The sequence below is a fragment of the Kribbella sp. NPDC049584 genome (genome assembly GCF_040675555.1).
In the GTDB taxonomy this organism is placed as follows: domain Bacteria; phylum Actinomycetota; class Actinomycetes; order Propionibacteriales; family Kribbellaceae; genus Kribbella.
This window is the reverse complement of the sequence record NZ_JBFAPF010000002.1, coordinates 544,552-565,559: the sequence shown is the minus strand read 5'-3', so window position 1 is coordinate 565,559 and position 21,008 is coordinate 544,552. Positions and strand designations below refer to the sequence as shown.

Sequence of the window (21,008 nt, the reverse complement as noted above, 5' to 3'; positions counted from 1 at the left end):
AGTGATCGATCTGGTGGAGGGACGAGATCGAACGCGGGTTCTGCATCGTGGACGGCGGTCGGTGGCCAGCGGGAGGGCTGCTACCGAACCTGACCCCTCGCCCACGGTGCAGAACCGACCTCTACGGCTTCAGCCACTCCGGTTCGGGGAGCCGGGTGCGGTCGAGGCGGCCGTTGTCGTCCAGCGGGAGCTCCTCGATCGGGATCAGATCGGCCGGCACGAGGTAGATCGGCAGTTCCTTGCCCAGGTCAAGCATCAACCGCGCGAGGACGGCGGGATCGCTGTCCTCGAGGACGACGTACCCGATCAGGCAGGTGTCACCGCCGGGGTTCGGCTGGGCCACCACGACCGCGTCGACCACGCCGGGCTGGTCGGCCAGCACGTGCTCGGTCTCGCCCGGCTCGACCCGGTGGCCGCGGATCTTCACCTGGTCGTCGGCGCGGCCCAGGTACTCCAGCATGCCGTCGGCGCGCCAGCGGCCGAGGTCGCGGCTGCGGTAGAGGCGCGCGCCCGGGTGGCCCGGATCCGGCACGAACGCGTGCTCGGTCTCCTCCGGGCGCCCGATGTAGCCCTGGGCCACGGCCGCGCCGCCGAGGTGGATCTCGCCGACCGCGCCGACCGGCACGGGCCGCAGGGCCGCATCCAGGAGACGTACGACGACACCCTCGATCGGGCGACCGATCGAGGGCCGGTCCTCGGCCGGATCGACCTCGTGGATCGTGGTCACGATCGACGCCTCGGTCGGGCCGTACTCGTTGAACAGCCGGCAGTCCGGGTGCGCGGTGAGGAAGTCTCTGACCTTGTGCGTCAGCACCATCGCCTCGCCGCCCGCGACGATCTCACGCAGGGCGGGAAGCTCGGGCAGGCGGCGCATGGTCGCCAGCAGCGCAGTCAGCGGGCTGAACGCCATGAACAACCGCTCGACGTTGTGATCGCATAGCGCCGCGACCACCGCGTCCGGGTCGTATCGGTCGTCCTCGCCGATGAGCACGAGCGCCGCGCCGGAGGCCAGCGTCGTGAACATCTCCTGCACATGGACGTCGAAGCCGAACGAGGTCCATTGCAGCGTCCGCAGCGATCGGCGGGTCCGCAAGTAGTGCCGGACCAGGTTGACCGGGCCGCGGTGCGGGACGATGACGCCCTTCGGGTTGCCGGTCGATCCGGACGTGTAGATGCAGTAGGCAACATCATCGGCCGCCGCGCGGACCGGCGGGGCCTGGCGTGCTCGGGGGTCGTTGTCCATTGCCGCGACCGGGATGAGCTTGAGACCGAGCCGATCGGCCAGCGCGGCGTCGTCACCGACCAGCGCGACGGCCGCGGCGTCCTGGACCATGAACGCCCAGCGGGACTCGGGTACTCCGGGATCCAACGGGAGGTAGGCGGCGCCGGACTTGAGTACGGCGAGGACCGCGACGACCATTTCGGTGCCTCGGGCAACGCGTACTGCGACCAGCTGGCCGGGCTTCACGCCGAGGTCGACCAGCTGCCAGGCGACGGCGTTCGAGCGGTGGTCGAGGTCGGCGTACGTGAGCTCGCGATCGCCTTGCACCAGGGCGATCGCGTCCGGCGTACGGGCGACCTGCTGCTCGAAGAGCGTGTGCAGTCCGCTGAGCTCGCCGGCGACGACGGCGTCACGGCGTACCCGGCCGACCGGACCGCTGGGGTCGACGTCGCCCTCGAGTTCGCGGAGCGCCTTGAGGTCTTCCTCGATCGGGATGACGAGCTGCGGGATCCGCAGGTCCGGCCGGTTCGTTGCCCTGCGCAACACTTCGGCGAGGTAGTCGAGCAGGCGCTCGATCGTTGCCTGCTCGAACAGTCCGGGGCGGTAGTCCGCCGTACAAATGATGCCGGCGCCGTGGTGGGTCAGGCGGAACCGCAGGTCGACGGTCGCGGGCAGGTCGTCGTCGCCGTCCTCGAAGTCGACGAGAATCTGGAAGAGCGGGTCGCGCTCCAGTACGGCGAGGTCGGTGCCGGCGTGGTCGAACGCGCCGGCGGTGATGTCGCGGACGCGCTGGGCGAGCTCGCCCAGCTCGGGCTCGCCGGACAGGTCGATGCGCAACGGGAGCGCGCGGCGGGCCGCGGTCGAGGTGTCGCCCTTGGGGCGGCTGAGCGCGGAGCCGATCGTCACGTCTTCCTGCGCGGCGAACCGGCCGAGTACGGTGGCAACCGCGGCCAGCATCGTCATCACGGGGCTCAGCTTGCGCTCCCGGCTGAAGGCGAACACCGCATCGCCGAGCTCTTCCTCAAGCTCTTGCTTGACCGAGGCAACGGTGTCGTCGCCGGCCGTCCGGACACGATCCGCAGGAAGCACCAACGGCTCGGCACCGGCCAGCACCTGGTTCCAGTACCCGAGGTCGGCACGCCGCGCCTCAGCGGTCGCCTGCCGCGCCGCCGCAGCCTCCAGATCCTCATCAACCCAGGACTCGTCCGACTGGCCGCCTGCGGCAGTGTCCAGCTGATCGGTATCTGCGGCATCCGATTGGTCGGTCGCTCCGGCATCCGGCTGGCCGGTGGCCGCCGTGTTCTGCTGGCCGGCTGCTGCGGCGTCCTGCTGGCCGGTGGCCGCGGCGTTCTGCTGACCGGGTGCCGCGGTGTTCGGCTGGCCGGTGGCCCCGGTGATCTGCTGACCGGCTGCCGCGGCGTTCTGCCGGTCGCCTGCCGCGGCGTCCTGCTGGCCGGTGGCCGCCGTGTTCTGCTGACCGGCTGCCGCGGTGTTCCGCTGGCCGGCTGACGCGGTGTTCTGCCGGTCTGTTGCCGCGGCGTCCTGCTCCACCTCGTCCGCGGTGTCGGCCTGCTCGGCCTGGACGTCCTGCTCTGTGTGCTCTGTCTGCTCGGCGTCGTCTGGCTGGTCGCCGAGGAGGGCCAGTTGTTCGCGCATGAGTTGCGTGACGCCGTCGACCAATTGGCCTGCCACGCGGAGCTGCTGCGACATGAGCGCAGCCATCCCACTCCCCGGCAGCTCAGCCTCGCTGGTCGCCGCCGCAGCCTCGTCCACCTTCGCCGCAAGCTCGGCCAGCCCCGACCCGAGCACAGCCAACGCCGCCCGAGGATCCCGCGCCTGCTCAACGACCGGCTCCGCGGGATCCTCATCAACCCCAGCGACCGCAGCATCCTCCGCGGCGTCAGCCGCGTCCGTCGCTTCCGCTTCCTCAGCCGGCTCGACGTTCTCATCCGACGCTGCACGGTCCGCCTGCTCGGCCTCGGCTTCAGGTTCTGCGGTTTGGACCGCGACTGCGGTCGCGAGCTTGTGCGGCGTCGTGTACGTCAGGAACAGATCGTCCGGCGCCAACTCCGCGTCGAACCGGCTGTTGATCTCGTCGATCACCGGCGCCATGGACGCCGGCGTCGCACCGAGCTCGGCGAACGTGTGGTCCACCGTCAGGTCGTACGGATCTAGATTCAACTGCTCACACGTCGCATCAAGCACGACATTCAACGACTCGCGGTACCGCTCGGCCTCGCTCCCGGACAGCGCCCCGGCCTGCGTCAGGTAGTCCGCGTCGATCGCGTGCGTCTCGGCCGGCAGCGCGAACGGCGAGCGCTCGCCCTCATCGACCACCGTCGGCTCCGGCTCCGCGGGGAGCGTCGGCGGGTCCAGCGGGATCCGCTTCACCGCCGCGTTCGACGGCGGCTCGAACACCGGCGCCTGCGCCCGAGCGGCCCGCTCGAACGGATTCGGCTGCACGCGCGCCGCGGCCGCATTGTTGTCCCCGGCAACCGCCGTACCGGGACCGACCAGCACCGTCACCGACGGGTCGACCGGGTGGTACACGCGACGGAACGGGTACGTCGGCAACGGCACGCGGCCGCCGTCCGGGTAGACCTTCGCCCAGGCGATCTCGGTGCCCTGCTCGTACAGCTCGGCCAGCCCGTTCATCGTCGCGAGCACCGGATCCTGCCCGAGGCGCTGCGCGGGGATCCACGTGCTGTTCGGCGCGATCCGGCGACCGGCGGGGCTCAGTACGGCGTCGGGCCCGAGCTCCAGGAATCGCCGGCAACCAGCGGCCGTGACCGCCTCGACCGCATCCCCGAACAGGACCGGCTGGCGCAACTGCCCGACCAGGTAGTCACCGTCGAGCACGGTCCCGGACTCGAGCAGATCGCCCGACCAGCTCGACACCATCGGCGTCCGCAACGGCTTCAGCGTGATCTCGCCGACGATCTCGGCAAAGTCGGCCAGTATTGGATCGACCAACGAACTGTGGAACGCCCGATCCACATCCAGCCGCTGCCAGGCCACCTCGAGCCGATCCAGCTGCGCCGCGAGCTGTCCGACGATCACCTCGGACCCGGTCAGCACGAACGACTGCGGACCGTTGCCTGCAGCAACCTCCACACCCGCGGTGCGGGCGATCTCGCGGACCCGATCGGCATCCGCGCGTACCGAGACCATTGCCCCGGGCACCGTTCCGCGTTGCATCAGTTCGCCGCGCTTCGCGGTCAGTCGTACGCCGTCCTGCAGCGACAACGCGCCCGCGACGCACAGAGCGGCGTACTCCCCCACGCTGTGTCCGACAACGAGCGCGGGCTGCACACCGAACGACTGCCAGAGCCGCGCGAGTGCGAGCTCGAACGCGAACAGCGCCGGCTGCGCGGTCTCGGTCGGCCACACGCCTTCCGCAGTACCGGCCGCCGGGGTGAGCAGTAGCTCGAGCAGACTGCCGCCGGTCTCCTCGTGGTACACGCGGTCGCACTCGTCGAGCACCGACCGGAACACCGGGAAGCGTGCGGCGAGCCCGGCCGCCATACCGCGGCGCGCAGCACCCTGACCAGTAAACGCGTAGCCCAGCGGACCAGGTCCACCCCGCGGTACTTCGGTTGCCTGCGCGGACCCGAGCGCCTCGACCAACTCGGCCTCGGTGCCACCCGCGACCGCGATCCGGTGTCGGTGCGCGGGACGGCCGAGTGCCGCCGTACCGGCGAGGTCGATGAGCCGATGGCCGGTGCCGTGGTCGAGGTCCGTGCGGTACAACTCCACCAGGTCGGCCAGGGCGTCCGGGTCGGGCGCGGACAGCGGGAGTACGACGGGGCCGTCGTCGCCGCGGCGGATCTGCCGCGGCGCTTCCTCGACGATCACGAGCGCATTGGTGCCGCCGGCATCGATCGCGCTGACGCCGGCGCGCAGCGTCGTACCGTCGGCCGTCCATTCGCGCGCCTCGGTGCCGATCACGAACGGGCTGCCGTCGAGGCCGAGCGCCGGGTTCGGCGCGGTGTAGTTGATCGTCGGCACGAGCATCCGGTGCTGCAGCATCAGGATCGTCTTGATCAGGCCGGCCATGCCCGCGGCGCTGTCGAGGTGGCCGATATTCGGCTTCACGGACCCGATCGTGCAGAACCCGACCTTGTCGGTGTGCCTTCTCAGCGCGGTCGTCAATGAGCGGACCTCGGCCGCGTCGGCGGTAGCGCTGCCGATCCCGTTCGCCTCGATGTAGCTGAGCGAGTCGGCGTCGAACCCGGCTCGCTCGAGCGCGCGCTCGATCAGCTCGACCTGGTTCCCGGACGGGGCGTCGGCGTTGCTGACCGCCGTACCGCGGATCACGGCGTACACCGTGTCGCCGTCGGCGAGGGCCTGGTCGAGACGCTTCAGCAGCACCGCGGCCACGCCGTTGCCTCCGACCGTGCCATCGGCGTCCGCGGCGAACGCGCGCACATGGCCGCTCGGCGACAGGATCGACTCCGGCGTCGGGTGGTAACTCGTTGCCTGAGGCACCTGTACGGCGGCGGCGCCGGCGAGCGCGAGATCAGCATCGCCCGAACGCAACGCCTGACAAGCCAGGTGTACGGCGACCAGCGACGACGACCACGCAGACTGCACGCCGATCGCGGGTCCGGTGAGACCGAGGCGGTACGCGACCCGGGTGGCGAGCGAGTCGCGCGACTGGTGCTGGCGGTTGTACAGGTTCATGCCCGAGCCCGCGAAGACGCCGACGCGCCCCGACGTACCGGCGTACCCGCCATGCTCCAACGCCTGATGACAAACCTCGAGGAACAACCGCTGAGCCGGATCCATCAACTCCGCCTCGCGGTCACTCAACCCGAAGAACTTCGCATCGAACGACTCGACGTGCTCGAGCACCCCACTGACCGCAACCGCCCCGTCCCCCTGCCCCACCTCCTCCGGCGAGAACCGCCGAACACTCTCCACACCCCCCACCAAGTTCTCCCAAAACTCCCCAACTCCCTCAGCCCCCGGAAACCGCCCAGCCAGCCCCACAACCGCCACCGGCTCAACCACACCCGCCCGCCCCGCGGAGGCCGCAGGCACGGAGGACGCAGACGCCGAGGTCGCGGGCACGCCGGACACAGGCATACCGGTCGCGGGTGCTGCACTCACACGAGCTGCAGTCGCCGCGGGAGCAGCCGCAGCTCCTGCAGGTGCTGCGGTTACAGGCGCGGCCAGGGAGGTCGCGGACGTACTGGCCGCGGGCACGTCGGACGCAGGTACGTCGGTCGCCGGTACGTCGGAGGCCGGTACGTCGGCAGCAGGTACCTCAGCAGCAGGTACGTCGGACGCGGGTACGTCGGACGCAGGAACGTCGGCAGCAGGAACGTCGGCGGACGCACGTACCTCGGACGCCGCTGCGTCGGAAGCGCGTACGTCGGACGCGGGTACGTCGGACGCAGTCGCCTTACCCGTCACTGCGTCGGCCACCGCGTCGTCCGCTACAGCAGCCTCAGCCGCGTTGGCCTCAGTTGCGTCAACCTTGTCGGCGCCTGCCTGCTCGGCCTGGTCGGTCCCCGCCTGCTCGGCCTCGTCGGTGCCTAGCTCTTGGGCCTCGTCGGTGCCTGCCTCTTGGGCCTCGTCGGCGGCCACGTCTTCGGCATCGCTCGGGTCGGGCTCGGCGGAGGGAGTTGACTCGGTTGCCTCGAGCTCCGCGGTCTCAGGTGCGTCGGACTCGGCGGGGTCAGTTACCTCGGACTCTGCCTCGGCGGTTTGCTCGTCGGTCAGGTCTTCGGGGGTGGACTGTTCCTCGACCTCAGCGTCCGCAGCTACCGGCGCCGGCTGAGCATCAGTTGGCTCGTCGTCGGTCGAGGCGTCACGCGACGAGCGTTCGTACTCTCCGTCGCCCTCAGGACCTTCCGCCTGAACAGATGCGTGTTCGTGCGCGGCCTGCTCAGCTTCCTGGGGTTCGTCGACGAGCTGTCCGTTGTCTGCCTCGTCTGTTGTCGCAGGTACGGCGTCTGGCTGCTGCTCCGTGCCAGGTTCTTGTGTGGCGCCGCCCTCAGCCACGGGGTGCCCAGCCGCGGACTCGTCCTCAGACGCGGGCGAGTCGGCCCCGACGGCCTCGGGCTCGGCCGTGCGTACTGCGTTGGCTTCAGACGTCGGTGCGCCAGGCGCGGCGGACAGGCCGGGCTCGTCTGCAGGTACGGCGGTTGTAGTCGCCGTGGGCGGTGTCGCGGAGGACTCCGCGGCCGAGTCGGACTCGGTCGCAGGTACTGCGGTGCCGTCGGACTCGGGCGCTGCAGGCGTGGCGGCTTCGGCGGAGGACTCGGGAGCGTCCGCAGGTACTGCGTTGGTTGCAGCGGCGGGCGATGTCGCCGTGGACTCTGCATCCGACTCGGCTGCAGTCGCGGGTGCCGCGGTGGCGTCAGACGCGAGCGTTGCAGGCGCGGCGGACTCGGCGGACTCGGCGGACTCGGCGGACTCGGCGGTCTCGGACGTCAGCTCGGGTTCGGCCGCGGGTACTTCGGTGGCCTCGCGTGCGGGTGCCTCGTCTGCGGGCTCGGCTTCAGGCGTTGGAGCTGCAGGCGAGTCCGATCCGTTGAGCTTGGGGGTGCGCTCGAGCTCGGCCGCATCGGCGGATGCTGCCTGCGTGCTGGACTCGGAAGTCAGCTCGGGATCGGTCGCCGGTACGGCGGTGGCCTCGGACGCAGGTGGCTCGTCTGCAGGCTGGTCTTCGAGCGTTGCTGTCACAGGCGAATCGGCACCGGCGGGTGCTGCGGGCGTGCGGGATTCGGACGTTGGCTCAGGCTCAGGCTCAGCTTCGGCGGCGTCGGAGGCGGGCGGCTCGACCGCGGGTGCTGGCGGGGTCTCGGGTCTGGAGGGTGCCGGCGGAAGCTCGCTGGTTACCGAGGACTCTGCGTGGGTTGAGGGTGCAGAGCCTGTGGACGGATCGGTGTGTATGTAGGCCGGCGCGTCGGCTGGCTCGGATGGCGCGGCATCGGACGCGGTTTGCTCGGATGGTGCAGGCTCCGGCTGTGCGGGCTCGGCGGTGCCCGGCTCGGACATAACAGCACTGGGCCCAACGGAAGCGGATGTCGACTGCTCGTGTGGCGACTGCTCCGGTGCCAGCTGCTCGGATGTGGCTTCGGCGGAGCTCGCTTGGTGGGCCGACACCTGCTCGGGTGGCGTCTGGTTGGTGGGTGCCTGGTCGGGTGACAGCTGCTCTGACTCTGCAGTGTCTGGCGCAGTCGCGGCAGGTGCCGGCACGGCGGAGGCCGACGGGTCGGAGGCCGACTGCCGCGACGTGGGCTGATCGGGGGGCGACTGCTCGTGTGCTGCCTGCGGGGAGGGGACGCTCTCGGAGGTTGACTGCTCCGACATGGCCTCACCGGACGCGGCCTCACCGGACGCGGCCTCACCGGACGCGGGCTGCTCGGACCCGGAGTGCTCGGGAGGTGGTTGGGGGGTGCCGAGGGTGGGGCGTTGGGGGGGTGTGGGGATGGATTGTTGGAGTTCGCGTTTCCAGGCCAGGCGGACTACCGGGAGTTCGGTGGTGCGTTCTGAGGGGTCCTCGTCGGCGTAGGGCGTGGTTTCGGGGGTTGCCGAGGGGCCCTGGCCGGTGGGGCCGGAGTTGGGAGTGGCGCCTGCCGGTTCTACATGGGGGGCGGCGGGGGGCTGGAGGAGGGTGCCGTCGATCCAGCGTTGCTTCAGGAGCGGGCGGAGGATCTTGCCGCCGGGGGTGGTGGGGAAGTCGCGGCGGGGTACGCCGACGACCTCGGCCGACAGCCCGAGCCGGGTCTGGATGAGGCTTCGGATGGCCTGGTCCATGCCGGGGACCGAGTCTGGGGTCAACGCGTAGAACACGACCAGGCGGTCGGTCCCGGACGCCTCGTCCGCGACACCGCACGCAGCCACGAGACCGTGCTCCGCGCCGACAACAGTCGCCGCGACGGACTCGATGTCGTGGGCGTAGTGGAGCTTGCCGGACATGATGATGCGTTCGCTGTCCCGGCCGGTGATGACGACCTGGCCGCCGGTGATGAAGCCCTGGTCGCCGGTCGCGAGCCACTTGCGGGCCGGCCAGTTCCCCACCGGGAACGCCATGCGGTCGGCCTCGAGGTTCCCGAGGTACCCGGGCGTCACCCGAGCGGACGCGACCTGCAGCTGACCGATCCGGCCCTCCGGCAGGACGGCGCCGTTCGGAGCCACGATGCGCACCGTCGTACCAGGAGCCGGCGCCCCGACGGACACGAGCGACAGAACGCCAGGTACTTCGGTCCGTGGCTTGCCGGGCCGGGCGACGGCGACCTTGCCGGACGACGGCCGCTGGTCCACCCACTCGACCACGCCGGTCGGTGGGATGCGGACGCGATGCACATTCGGCGTCAGCCCGGGCCGCGCAAAGGTGATCCCGGTGACCGTCTCCGTCATCCCCCACGCCGCGACGAACGTCTCGGGTACGACGCCGAACCGGTTCGTCACGCGCAAGAACTCCGACATCACCGGCACGGTGATCTGCTCGCCGCCGCTGACCAGACTGCGCAGCGCGGAAAGGTCCCAATGCCGATCCGGCTCCCCCGCGACAGCAGCGGTCGCGAGCCGGTACCCGAAGTTCGGCGACCACGAGTGGTTGACACGATGCTGGTCCATCAGGTCGAGCCAGCGCAGCGGGTTGGCCAGCACCCAGTCCGTGTTCACGTGGATGTTCGTGCACCCGGTGAACACGGGCAGCAGGTGATACAGCAGGAACGCGCCGCTGCGATCGAGCGGCAACCAGTTCAGCGTCGTCTGCCCCGGCCGCACCGGCAGCATCGCCGGCGTACCGGCGGCGAACTCCACCAGACCGCGGTGCGTCAGCTGCACGATCTTCGGCGTACCGGTCGATCCCGACGAAAGCATGAGTACGGCGACATCGTCCGCGGCAGGCCGGTGGAAGTCAGAGGTGGGCTCGTGGCCGGCCATCGCGTCGGGGTCGAGGACCGGCAGGCCGAGGTCGTTCGGCAGGTCGGACGGGCGGCCGATCAGAACCGTCCAGCCGAGCAGGTCGGTGATCTTGCGGAGCCGCTCGCGGCCTTCCTCGGTCCGGTCGCCGCCAGGGTTCGGCGCGACCAGCAGCGGGCGGATGCCACCGAGCGTGCAGGCCCAGAACGCGGCGAAGAAGCCGACCGGCTCGGTGCAGTGCACGACGGCGGGATCACCGGCGCGTACGCCGTTCGCGCGCAAGCCGGCCAGGATCCGGGCAGCGAGCTCGAGCAGTGTCGGGAAGTCGAGCTTGGTCTCGCGGCCGTCCGGCCCGATCTCGACCACGCCGGCGGCGCTGAAGTCGCGAGCGGCCCGCAGCAGCGCGCTCGGCAGGTCGCGCGGGTACCCGGCGGGAATCATCAATGCCGGCCCGGTGGAGATCGCCGGCCGGTCTGCGCCACTTCTCACGCCGATGCCACCACCAGCTGCACGACAGGCTGCATCGGGGGCTCAGGTGCGGGGACGACGGGACGCGTGCACACGCCGGCGACGAGCGTAGAGACGCCGACCAGTTGGCGACCCACGGACACGCGCCTCCCGAACTGGACGGAGCGGGTTCAGGGCAGACCCGCCTCACTTCACACCGAAAGCAGCCCCGTATTTCCGCCTGCCGGAACGATGCCGTGACCGGGTCTCCCCGGTATGTCATCGCGCCGACCGACAGCCGTGAACCCTACCAGCCGCGACCCGCCCTGGAGGAGTCCGTTCTCACCAGCCGATGGTTAAGAATTGTGCGACTCACGACACCGATCACAACGAGTGTCAGCGCGTTCCGATACGGCCCACGACGGCAAACCTGCAACAAACCTGACGACACGGCGTGCCGACGGCGAGAACATGGGCCAATGAGTGAGACGGGTCCAGAGGTCCGCACGATTTCCGGACTCGTTCGGGGACGCAGCGAGAACGGTTTGGCGGTGTTCCGCGGCATTCCGTTCGCCCGTCCGCCGGTAGGCGAACTGCGCTTCGCGGCGCCGCAGCCGGCGGAAGCATGGGACGGCGTACGCGAGGCGCTCGAGTTCGGACCGCCGCCGCCACTGTCGCTGGTCTTCGGCCCGCCGTCGAACCCGGCGACCGGCGACGACTGGCTGACCGTCAACGTCTGGTCGCCCGACCCCAGCGCGAGGCTCCCGGTGATGGTGTGGGTCTACGGCGGCGCGTATGCGATCGGTCAGTCCGGCGATCCGTCGTACGACGGGACGCGGCTGGCCGGCGAGGGTGACGTGGTCGTGGTGACGTTCAACCACCGGCTCGGCGTCGACGGGTTCGGGCAACTGGAGGGCGCTCCGGCGAATCGCGGGCTGCTCGACCAGGTCGCTGCGCTCGAGTGGGTGCGCGCGAACATCACCGATTTCGGCGGCGACCCGAAGAACGTGACGGTCTTCGGTGAGTCAGCCGGCGCGGGTTCGATCGCGGCGCTGCTCGCGATGCCGCTGGCAGCCGGACTCTTCCGAAGGGCGATCACACAGAGTGCGCCGGGGACCTTCTTCTCGCCGCCGCTGGCCGGCGACATCATGACCGCGATCGCCGACCTGCTGGACCTCGCGCCCACCGTCGACAATCTTCGAAAGGCCTCGATCTCGGACCTCGTCGATGCCTCGGACGCAGTGACCACCGGGATGCGGTCGGAGACCGATCGGTGGGGCACAGCGGCGTACCTGGGGATCCCGTTCGCGCCGGTCGTCGACGGCGATGTACTGCCGCGGACGCCGTTCGAAGCGCTGGCCGACGGAGCGGGCCGCGGTGTCGATCTCATCGCGGGTCACACGCGGGACGAGTACCGGCTGATGCTCGCGGCCGATGGCCGGCTGGGCAACCTGACCGACGAGCACGCCGCGACCGCGCTGCGGATGCTTGCGCCGGCCGGCTACCGCGAGGCCTACCCGGACGCGACCGCGGAGCAGCTGTACGAGCTGACCCACTCCGACTGGCTGTTCCGGATGCCGAGCCATCGGCTGGCCGAGGCGCAGGTCGCCGGCGGAGGCCGTGCGTACGCCTACGAGCTTGCGTGGCCGGACACCGGTCTCGGCGCATGCCACGGTCTCGACGTACCGCTGGTGTTCGGCACCACGCCCCTGCTCGGCTTCCTGCTCGACCCGTCGGAGCTGCCTGACGCCGACCAGGTCACACAGCTCTTCCGAACCGCCTGGACCAGATTCGCTCACACGGGCGACCCCGGCTGGCCCGAGTACGACACCGACCATCGAGAGACCGCCGTGTTCACCACGGAACTGACGGTCACGCCGTACCCCGAGGAGACCTCACGCCGATTGTGGGCGGGTCAGCTGTTCGAACAACTGGAGATGGTGGGCGAAGAGGGGATCGAACCCCCGACATCTTCCTTGTAAGGGAAGCGCTCTACCGCTGAGCTATCCGCCCGGATCAAACGACCGGAGGAGTCTACCTGAGGTTCAGGGCTGCCAGTGCCTCCGCGTAGTCGTCGGGGTTGCGGGCATCGGGGATCGGGTTGACGACGGACCACCGGACCACTCCGGTGCGGTCCACCACGAAGGTGCCGCGGAGGGCGCAGCCGCGGTCCGCAGCGAAGACGCCGTACGACGAGGCGATCTCGCCGTGGGGCCAGAAGTCGGTGAGGAGGCCGAAGTTCAAACCCTGTGCGTCGGAGTACGCACGGAGGGTGAACATCGGGTCGCACGAGATCGCCAGGAACTCGGCGGCCGCGAGCAGGTCCGGGCGGTCCCGGAGTGCGGCCAGTTCACTGGTGCAGACTTGGCTGAAGGCATACGGATAGAAGACCAGTACGACGTCCCGCCGGCCGGTGAAGTCGCTCAGCCGGACCTCTTCGCCGTACTGGTTCCGAGTGCTGAAATCGGGGGCCCGGCTGCCGGCAGCCGGGATCGTCACCCGCGGCGGCCGGACTTCGGAACCACCAGTTTGGTCGCGGACCAGTCATCGGTGACGCTCAGCGTGCTGGTCGTGGCCAGGCCCGCCACCGGGGCGGCCTCGGCGATGTCGCTGGTCTCGACGTACCCGTCGCGACCGACCTTCGGCGTCATAAGCCAGACGATCCCGCCGGCCTTCAGGTCGGTCAAGATGTCGAAGAAGGCGTCGACCAGGTCACCGTCGTCCTCGCGGAACCAGAGCAGGACGACGTCGACGACCTCGTCGGTGTCCTCGTCGACGAAGGCTTCGCCGGTGATCTCCCGGATCGCATCGCGGAACTCGTCGTCGCAGTCATCGTCGTACCCGATCTCCTGGACGACCCAGCCTGGCTCCAGGCCGAGCCGGGAGGCCATGTTCGGCACTCCGCCCTTGCCGTCCGCGTGGTCCGCGGTCGCGCTCACGTGTCCTCCTCCGTGGTCCCCGCTGCCCGGGGGTAGGTGTCAGTACCACTCAGTTAGCGATAGTCCATCGTGTCGTACCGCGTCGCGCAAGTATGCACCAGGTGTCCGTGACGTGTCCGGTATCCGCGTGGCGGGTACCGGGCGTGTCCGCTGGGCTCAGCCCCGGCCAGCCGGAATCGGTCCGGAAGGGAAGGCGAAGTAGAACGCATTCCGAACAGGTGACAGGATTGCTGTGAAGAGCAACCAGAGAGAACGGCAGGACACCGTGGCTTCCGGACACGAACCACCAGCCATCATCACCGAGGGGATGCCCACCCAGCTCCCCGACATCGACCCCGACGAGACGCGTGAATGGGTCGAATCGCTCGACGCCGTCCTGGACGAACGGGGCAAGGCGCGAGCGCGCTACCTGATGCTCAAACTGATCGAGCGAGCCCGGGAGCGACAGGTCGGCGTGCCCGCACTGCGGAGCACCGACTACATCAACTCGATCCCGCCCGAGCGGGAGCCCTGGTTCCCCGGCGACGAGCACATCGAGCGACGGATCCGGGCGTTCATCCGATGGAACGCCGCGGTGATGGTGAGCAAGGCCAACCGCAAGGGCCTCGAGGTCGGCGGCCACATCGCCACCTACCAGTCCGCGGCCAGCCTGTACGAGGTCGGCTTCAACCACTTCTTCCGCGGCAAGGACCACCCCGGCGGCGGCGACCAGATCTTCATCCAGGGTCACGCCTCCCCCGGTATGTACGCGCGCGCCTTCCTCGAGGGCCGGCTGTCCGCGGACGACATGGACGGGTTCCGCCAGGAGGTGTCCCGCGGCCCGCACCAGGGCCTGTCGTCGTACCCGCACCCCCGGCTGATGCCGGACTTCTGGGAGTTCCCGACCGTCTCGATGGGACTGGCCGCGCTGAACTCGATCTACCAGGCGCGCTTCAACCGGTACCTGCACAACCGCGGTATCAAGGACACCAGCCAGCAGCACGTCTGGGCGTTCCTCGGTGACGGCGAGATGGGTGAGCCGGAGTCGCTCGGCGCGATCGGCCTGGCCGCGCGCGAGGAGCTCGACAACCTCACCTTCGTGATCAACTGCAACCTGCAGCAGCTGGACGGACCGGTCCGCGGCAACGGCAAGGTCATCCAGGAGCTGGAGGCGTTCTTCCGCGGCGCGGGCTGGAACGTGATCAAGGTGATCTGGGGCCGTGAGTGGGACAACCTGCTGGCCCAGGATCACGATGGCGCGCTGGTGAACAAGATGAACACCACCCCCGACGGCCAGTTCCAGACGTACTCCGTCGAGTCCGGTGAGTACATCCGGAACAACTTCTTCGGCGGCGACCAGCGGCTGCAGCAGATGGTCAGCAACCTGTCCGACGAGGACCTGCGCAAGCTGCCCCGCGGCGGTCACGACTACCGCAAGGTGTACGCCGCGTTCAAGAGCGCGACCGAGCACGTCGGCCAGCCGACCGTGATCCTGGCCCAGACCATCAAGGGCTGGACGATCGAGGCGCTGGAGGGCCGCAATGCGACCCACCAGATGAAGAAGCTGACCTCGGACGACCTGAAGGCGTTCCGCGACCGGCTCTACCTGCCGATCGAGGACAAGGACCTCGAGGACGCGTACAACCCGCCGTACTTCCACCCCGGCACCGACTCGCCGGAGTACCAGTACATGATGGAGCGGCGCAAGCAGCTCGGCGGTTCGCTGCCGGAGCGGCGGGTCGCGCCGAAGACGCTGAAGCTGCCGGGCGACGACGTCTACAAGCCGCTGTCCAAGGGCAGCCACGCGCCGATCGCGACCACGATGGCGCTGGTCCGGCTCTTCCGGGACCTGATGAAGGACCCGGAGATCGGCCACCGGATCGTCCCGATCGCCCCGGACGAGTACCGCACGTTCGGTATGGACTCGATGTTCCCGACCGCGAAGATCTACTCGCCGCACGGACAGAACTACGAGGCCGTCGACCGCAACCTGCTGCTGTCGTGGAAGGAGTCGACCGCCGGACAGCTGCTGCACGAGGGCATCAGCGAGGCCGGCGCGATGGGCTCGGTGATCGCGGCCGGTACGGCGTACGCCACGCACGGCGAGCCGATGATCCCGTTCTACATCTTCTACTCGATGTTCGGCTTCCAGCGGACCGGCGACTTCATGTGGGCCTTCGGCGACCAGCTCGGCCGCGGCTTCCTGATCGGCGCGACCGCCGGCCGGACGACGCTGACCGGTGAGGGTCTGCAGCACGCGGACGGACACTCGCCGCTGCTCGCCTCGACCAACCCTGCCGTCGTGCACTACGACCCGGCGTTCGCGTACGAGATCGCGTACATCGTGAAGGACGGCCTGCGCCGGATGTACGGCTACGGACTGGACGCGGACAAGCCGGTCGGCGAGGACGTCTTCTACTACCTCACGGTGTACAACGAGCCGGTGGCACAGCCGGCCGAGCCGGAGGGCCTCGACGTCAACGGTCTGCTCAAGGGCATGTACCGCTTCAACGAGTACCAGACCGCCGAGGGCGACGACGTACCGCGGGTGCAGCTGCTCGGGTCGGGTGTCGCGCTGCCGTGGGTGCAGAAGGCCCAGCAGATCCTCGCCGAGGAGTACTCCGTTGCCGCGGACATCTGGTCCGTGACCTCGTGGAACGAGCTGCGCCGCGACGCGGTCGCCGCCGAGCACCACAACCTGCTGCACCCGGACGAGCCGGAGCAGGTGCCGTTCGTGACCGAGCAGCTGAAGGACACCAAGGGTCCGGTCGTTGCCGTCAGCGACTTCATGCGCGCGGTGCAGGACCAGATCTCCCGCTGGGTTCCGAACGACTACACCTCGCTCGGCACCGACGGCTTCGGCCTCGCCGACACCCGGGCCGCGGCCCGTCGGCACTTCCAGGTCGACGCCGAGTCGATCGTGGTCGCGACGCTGGAGATCCTCGCCAAGCGCGGCGACGTCAAGCCGGAGGTCGCCGCCGAGGCGGCCCGCAAGTACCGCATCGACGACCCAACCGCAGTCGCCGGCGTAAAGCAAGAGGGCGCCGGCGCCTGACGCCTCGTCCCCACGGACCGCCCATCCCACCCGGGATGGGCGGCCTCTTCTTCTTGCGTGAGGCCTGGTCTGAAGTCAACTGCCCGACTAGGACGCCTGGGACCTCCAGGCAACGTCGCCCACCTGTACGCACACATTGTCGCCGGCCGCGGTCAGAACGGCTGGGGCGCGGCTTTCAGGCCGGAGAACACGGCGGCGATCAGGCGCCGTCCCTGAGCCACGCCTTCCTCGTTGTTCGCAACGCGCCACAGGAAGCTCATCAGCATGATGACGTCGGCGGGGTCATGCCCGGGGGCAATGGTGCCCTCGGCCACACAGGCGTCGACCAGCTTCGCGACCGCGGCGGTGGTCGGCGCCCAGGACGCATTGATCACCTCCTGGGTCGCGGCGCTGTGCAACGCGTCGCCGAGACCGTGCTTGATGCGGATGTAGGCCGACAGCGTCTCGAACCACTCGATGAACGCGGCCTTGGCCGATGAGTGGCGCGCCAGCACCTCGCCGGCGGCGATGGTCAGGCGTTCGATGTCGTGCTGATACGCCGCCAGGATCAGGTCGTCGCGGGTCGGGAAGTGCCGATACAGCGTTCCCGCGCCCACGCCCGCGCGCTTGGCGACCTCACTCAGCGGCACGAGCGGGTTGTTCGCGAACAACTCATGAGCGGCCTCGATGATCGCGACCCGGTTGCGCGCGGCGGCCTTGCGCTGCGTGCCGTAGGTGCTCGGGGTCCCGTCGGTCATGTGCCGATGATGCCGCACCTTTGACTTGCGGACAATCCTCCGCTAGTTTGGCGAGTACTTGCGGAGAATTCTCCGCATGTTCAGCCTCGCAGGAGAACCCCATGCGTTATGTGAAGCTCGGCACCACCGGTCTGGACGTCTCGCCCATCGCGATCGGTGCGATGACCTACGGCGAACCCGACCGCGGCCACCCCGTCTGGTCCCTCGGCGAGGAGCAGGCGCGCCCGCTGATCAAGCACGCCCTCGACGTCGGCATCAACTTTTTCGACACCGCGAACATGTACTCCAACGGCTCCAGCGAGGAGATCCTCGGACGTGCTCTGAAGGACTTCGCCGACCGCGACGAGGTGGTGATCGCAACCAAGCTGCGCCACCCGATGCGCTCCGGTCCCAACGGGAGGGGCCTGTCCCGCAAGGCGATCATGACCGAGGTCGAGCACTCGCTGCGCCGGCTGGGCACCGACTACATCGACCTCTACCAGGTACACCGCAACGACCACGCGACACCGCTGGAGGAGACGCTCGAAGCCCTCAGCGACCTCGTCAAGGCGGGCAAGGTCCGGTACCTCGGCGCGTCCTCGATGCCGGCGTGGGAGTTCGCCAAGGCCCTGCACCTGCAACGCCTGCACGGTTGGGCCCGGTTCGTGTCCATGCAGAACCACTACAACCTCCTGCATCGCGAGGAGGAGCGCGAGATGATCCCGCTGTGCCTGGACGAGGGCGTAGGCACGATCATCTGGAGCCCCCTGGCGCGTGGCCGGCTGGCCCGCGCCTGGGACGACGCGAAGTCCACTGCACGGGCCGCGACCGACGGCGCCTACGCCGACCAGCTCTACGCGCCCAGGGAGGAGGCGTCCAACCGCGCCATCGTCAACGCGGTCGGCCGGGTCGCGGACGCCCACGATGTGAGCCGGGCTCAGATCGCGCTGGCCTGGCTGCATCGCCAGCCGGTGGTGATCGCGCCACTGGTCGGCGCGGGTTCGGTCCAACAGATCGACGACGCCGTGGCGTCGCTGGACGTGAAACTCAGCGATGACGAGGTGCGGGAGCTGATCACCCCCTACACGCCGCGCTACGACTGGCAGAGCATCTCCGACGAGGCCGAGTTGGACGCGATCCGCGCCCGCGTGCCGGGAATGGCGCTGAAGTGAACGCGGTCGACCGCAGCGGCGCGACCGCCCGCCACGTTTTCCCCATCGAGATGTTTGCGAGGTCAACTCATGTCAGAAGTACTGGTCACGGGCGGTTCGGGATACATCGGCAGCTGGTGCGTTCTCGCGCTGCTGGCGAACGGTCACACCGTACGAACCCACCGTGCGCGATCTGAAGAAGGAGCCCGCGCTGCGGGCCATGCTGCGGGTAGGCGGGGCGTCCGACGACGCGAAGCTGACCGTGCTGCAGGCCGACCTCCAGCAGGACACCGGGTGGCGCGAGGCGGTTGAGGGCTGCGACTACGTGCTGCACGTCGCTTCGCCGACCTTGACCAGCCTGCCCCGCGACGACGACGAGATGGTCGTGCCCGCTCGGGACGGCGTACTGCGCGTTCTGCGGGCCGCGCGCGCGGCGGGAGTGAAACGGATCGTCCTGACGTCGGCGTTCGGGGCGGTCGGCATGGGGCATCCTGAGAAGTCGCGAGTGTTCACCGAGGAGGACTGGAGCAATGTGGACGCCGGCATCGCGCCCTACCAGAAGTCCAAGACGCTGGCGGAGAAAGCGGCCTGGGAGTTCGTCGCCGAGTACGGCGGTATCGAGCTGGCGGTCGTGAACCCCGTGGGCGTCTTCGGCCCGGTTCTCGGCTCCGACTACTCGCCGTCGCTGGGTCTGCTGCAGCGGATGCTGGACGGTGAGCTTCCCGCTCTGCCGAAATTCGCGATGGGCTACGTGGACGTGCGCGACGTCGCGGACCTGCACCTGCGGGCGATGACCGATCCGGCGGCGGCCGGCGAACGGTTCATCGCGATCTCCGGGCACAGCCTGTGGGTGCGCGAGATCGCGGCAATCCTGCGCGACCGCCTCGGCGATCGCGCCTCGAAGGTACCCACGCGCGAACTGCCGGTGTGGACGGCGCGACTCCTCGCGCAGGTCAATCCGGGGCTGCGCATCCTGCGGCCGCAGTTGGGCAGGAACTTCGACGCCACCTCGGAGAAAGCGCAACGGGTGCTGGGCTGGTCACCACGGCCGATCGAGGACACCATCGTCGACACGGCCGAGAGCCTGCTCGCGCTGAACGGTGCGACCGTCTGACGCGACGTACGACAAACCTCGTAGTCGCGCACCTCCGCGAGTTGCGCATTCCGTCCGACGCGCCGGGCGGCCCGCGGTCCCTACCGTCGATGCCATGACTGGCGCAAGCGTTGCTCTTCTCGCGGGGACGATGTCCACCATCCTCTTCGCGTCGAGCGCCCTGCCGATGGTGGTCCGGGCGATCCGGACCCGCGACCTGGCGTCGTACAGCCCCGCCAACCTGGTGCTGGCCAACGTCGGCAACGCCGTCCATTGCATCTATGTGGTGCACCTGCCGCCGGGACCGATCTGGATCCTGCACGGCTTCTACATGGTGACGTCCGCGCTCATGTTGCTGTGGTGGCTGCGATTCCACTCGCGATTCCACACGCTCCAGCGCGACGTGGAAGGGAGACCAGCATGAACACGATCATCATCGGCGCGGGACAGGCCGGGCTTGCCACCGGTTACCACCTACAGCGGCTCGGCGAGCCGTTTACGATCCTCGACGGCGGCGCGCGAGTGGGAGACCAGTGGCGGTCGCACTGGGACAGCCTCAAGCTCTATTCGCCGGCGAAGTACGACGGGTTGCCCGGTTTGCCGTTCCCGGCCGACCCGTGGCACTACCCCGGCAAGGACGAGGTCGCCGACTACCTCGCGTCGTACGCCGAGCGCTTCGACCTCCCGGTCCGGCAGAACGCCCGGGTCGACAAGCTCGAACGGCTCGACGACCAGTGGGTCGTCACCGTCGGCCGCGAGCAGCTCACCGCGGACAACGTCGTCGTCGCCACCGGCACCTTCGGGCGTACGCCGTACCTGCCGGACTTCGCGGTCGACCTGGACCCGGCGATCCGGCAGCTGCATTCGTCGGAGTACCAGCGTCCGGAACAGCTCAAGGACGGAGCCGTGCTGGTTGTCGGCGGGTCGCACTCCGGCACCGACATCGCGTACGAGGTCGCGCAGACGCACGAGACGATCCTGTGCGGCCGTGATCCCGGGCAGGTGCCGTTCACGCCCGGCCGGCCGAGTCAGGCATTCTTCTGGCCGCTCCTGCTGTTCGCGTGGCGGCACGTGCTCACCCGCCGGACGCCGATGGGCAGGAAAGAGATGGAGCACATCCGGCACCACGGCGGCCCGATGATCCGGGTCAAGCGCGCAGATCTGCTCGAGCGCGGGGTCGAGCGGGTGCCGGCCCGGGTCACGGGGACCCAGGACGGTCTGCCGATGCTGGCCGACGGGCGGGTACTGAACGTCGCGAACGTCGTCTGGGCGACCGGCTTCCGGCAGGTGTTCGACTGGATCAAGATGCCGCTGGTCGGCGCGGACGGCTGGCCGCGCGAGTACCGCGGGGTCGCCGAGAACGTCCCCGGTCTGTTCTTCTGCGGGCTGTCGTTCCAGTACGCCTTCAGTTCGATGGTGCTGCCGGGCGTCGGCCGGGACGCGGCGTACGTCGCCCGCCGCATCGCGGCGCGGGTCCGCACCGAGCGGAGTCTTGCCGCGGCGTGAGTCGGCAGGGCATGCTC

General features: G+C 69.4%; 10 protein-coding genes, 1 tRNA gene and 1 pseudogene. 7 read left to right on the top strand and 5 right to left on the bottom strand.

Annotated features, from left to right (window positions below; translation table 11 throughout):
* Positions 1 to 121 precede the first annotated feature (121 nt).
* The gene (locus AB0J62_RS09445; protein ID WP_363866435.1) at positions 122 to 10,594 is read right to left on the bottom strand and encodes an amino acid adenylation domain-containing protein; all 10,473 of its coding nucleotides are present in this window, start codon (positions 10,592 to 10,594) and stop codon (positions 122 to 124) included.
* Here AB0J62_RS09445 and AB0J62_RS09440 point away from each other — a divergent pair.
* Positions 10,549 to 12,534, top strand: a complete 1,986-nt coding sequence (locus AB0J62_RS09440) for a carboxylesterase family protein (protein WP_363867735.1) — start codon at positions 10,549 to 10,551, stop codon at positions 12,532 to 12,534. The genes AB0J62_RS09445 and AB0J62_RS09440 overlap by 46 nt on opposite strands.
* On the opposite strand, the gene AB0J62_RS09435 is transcribed toward AB0J62_RS09440, so the two are convergent.
* The 3 genes from AB0J62_RS09435 to AB0J62_RS09425 form a co-directional block, all read right to left on the bottom strand.
* Positions 12,491 to 12,565, bottom strand: a tRNA-Val gene (locus tag AB0J62_RS09435). The two genes, AB0J62_RS09440 and AB0J62_RS09435, sit on opposite strands and share 44 nt — an antisense overlap.
* Before the next feature lie 21 nt (positions 12,566 to 12,586).
* Positions 12,587 to 13,051 (bottom strand): peroxiredoxin, encoded by a 465-nt coding sequence (locus AB0J62_RS09430; protein WP_363866432.1) that lies wholly within the window; start codon positions 13,049 to 13,051, stop codon positions 12,587 to 12,589.
* Entirely contained in the window at positions 13,048 to 13,491 is a 444-nt protein-coding gene (locus AB0J62_RS09425; RefSeq protein WP_363866429.1) for a DUF3052 domain-containing protein, read from the bottom strand. The genes AB0J62_RS09430 and AB0J62_RS09425 overlap by 4 nt, the downstream gene beginning before the upstream one ends.
* Positions 13,492 to 13,798: 307 nt before the next feature.
* On the opposite strand from AB0J62_RS09425, the gene aceE reads away from it, so the two are divergent.
* On the top strand, positions 13,799 to 16,525 hold the full coding sequence (aceE, locus tag AB0J62_RS09420) for a pyruvate dehydrogenase (acetyl-transferring), homodimeric type (RefSeq protein WP_363867732.1): 2,727 nt from the start codon (positions 13,799 to 13,801) through the stop codon (positions 16,523 to 16,525).
* Positions 16,526 to 16,677: 152 nt separating this feature from the next.
* On the opposite strand, the gene AB0J62_RS09415 is transcribed toward aceE, so the two are convergent.
* A complete protein-coding gene (locus AB0J62_RS09415; protein WP_363866426.1) occupies positions 16,678 to 17,262 on the bottom strand; it encodes a TetR/AcrR family transcriptional regulator in 585 nt (194 codons plus the stop codon).
* Positions 17,263 to 17,363: 101 nt separating this feature from the next.
* Here AB0J62_RS09415 and AB0J62_RS09410 point away from each other — a divergent pair, with 101 nt between their 5' ends.
* The 5 genes and pseudogenes from AB0J62_RS09410 to AB0J62_RS09390 all read left to right on the top strand — a co-directional run bounded on the left by AB0J62_RS09410 (position 17,364) and on the right by AB0J62_RS09390 (position 20,991).
* Entirely contained in the window at positions 17,364 to 18,413 is a 1,050-nt protein-coding gene (locus AB0J62_RS09410) for an aldo/keto reductase (RefSeq protein ID WP_363866423.1), read from the top strand.
* Between the two features lie 69 nt (positions 18,414 to 18,482).
* Positions 18,483 to 18,557, top strand: a pseudogene (locus tag AB0J62_RS09405) (hypothetical protein); the annotation flags it as partial.
* Positions 18,558 to 18,576: 19 nt separating this feature from the next.
* A complete protein-coding gene (locus tag AB0J62_RS09400; RefSeq protein WP_363866420.1) occupies positions 18,577 to 19,506 on the top strand; it encodes an NAD-dependent epimerase/dehydratase family protein in 930 nt (309 codons plus the stop codon).
* 94 nt (positions 19,507 to 19,600) lie between these two features.
* Entirely contained in the window at positions 19,601 to 19,909 is a 309-nt protein-coding gene (locus AB0J62_RS09395; protein ID WP_363866417.1) for a hypothetical protein, read from the top strand.
* Positions 19,906 to 20,991, top strand: a complete 1,086-nt coding sequence (locus AB0J62_RS09390; protein WP_363866414.1) for an NAD(P)/FAD-dependent oxidoreductase — start codon at positions 19,906 to 19,908, stop codon at positions 20,989 to 20,991. Before AB0J62_RS09395 ends, AB0J62_RS09390 begins: the two co-directional genes overlap by 4 nt.
* Positions 20,992 to 21,008 lie beyond the last annotated feature (17 nt).

Bases quoted from the DNA above. Each gene is read 5' to 3' on its own strand.
- AB0J62_RS09440 (WP_363867735.1), top strand. From the start codon at position 10,549: ATGCCGGCCCGGTGGAGATCGCCGGCCGGTCTGCGCCACTTCTCACGC.
- AB0J62_RS09415 (WP_363866426.1), bottom strand. From the start codon at position 17,262: ATGACCGACGGGACCCCGAGCACCTACGGCACGCAGCGCAAGGCCGCC.
- AB0J62_RS09410 (WP_363866423.1), top strand. From the start codon at position 17,364: ATGCGTTATGTGAAGCTCGGCACCACCGGTCTGGACGTCTCGCCCATC.
- AB0J62_RS09395 (WP_363866417.1), top strand. From the start codon at position 19,601: ATGACTGGCGCAAGCGTTGCTCTTCTCGCGGGGACGATGTCCACCATC.
- aceE (WP_363867732.1), top strand. From the start codon at position 13,799: ATGCCCACCCAGCTCCCCGACATCGACCCCGACGAGACGCGTGAATGG.
- AB0J62_RS09390 (WP_363866414.1), top strand. From the start codon at position 19,906: ATGAACACGATCATCATCGGCGCGGGACAGGCCGGGCTTGCCACCGGT.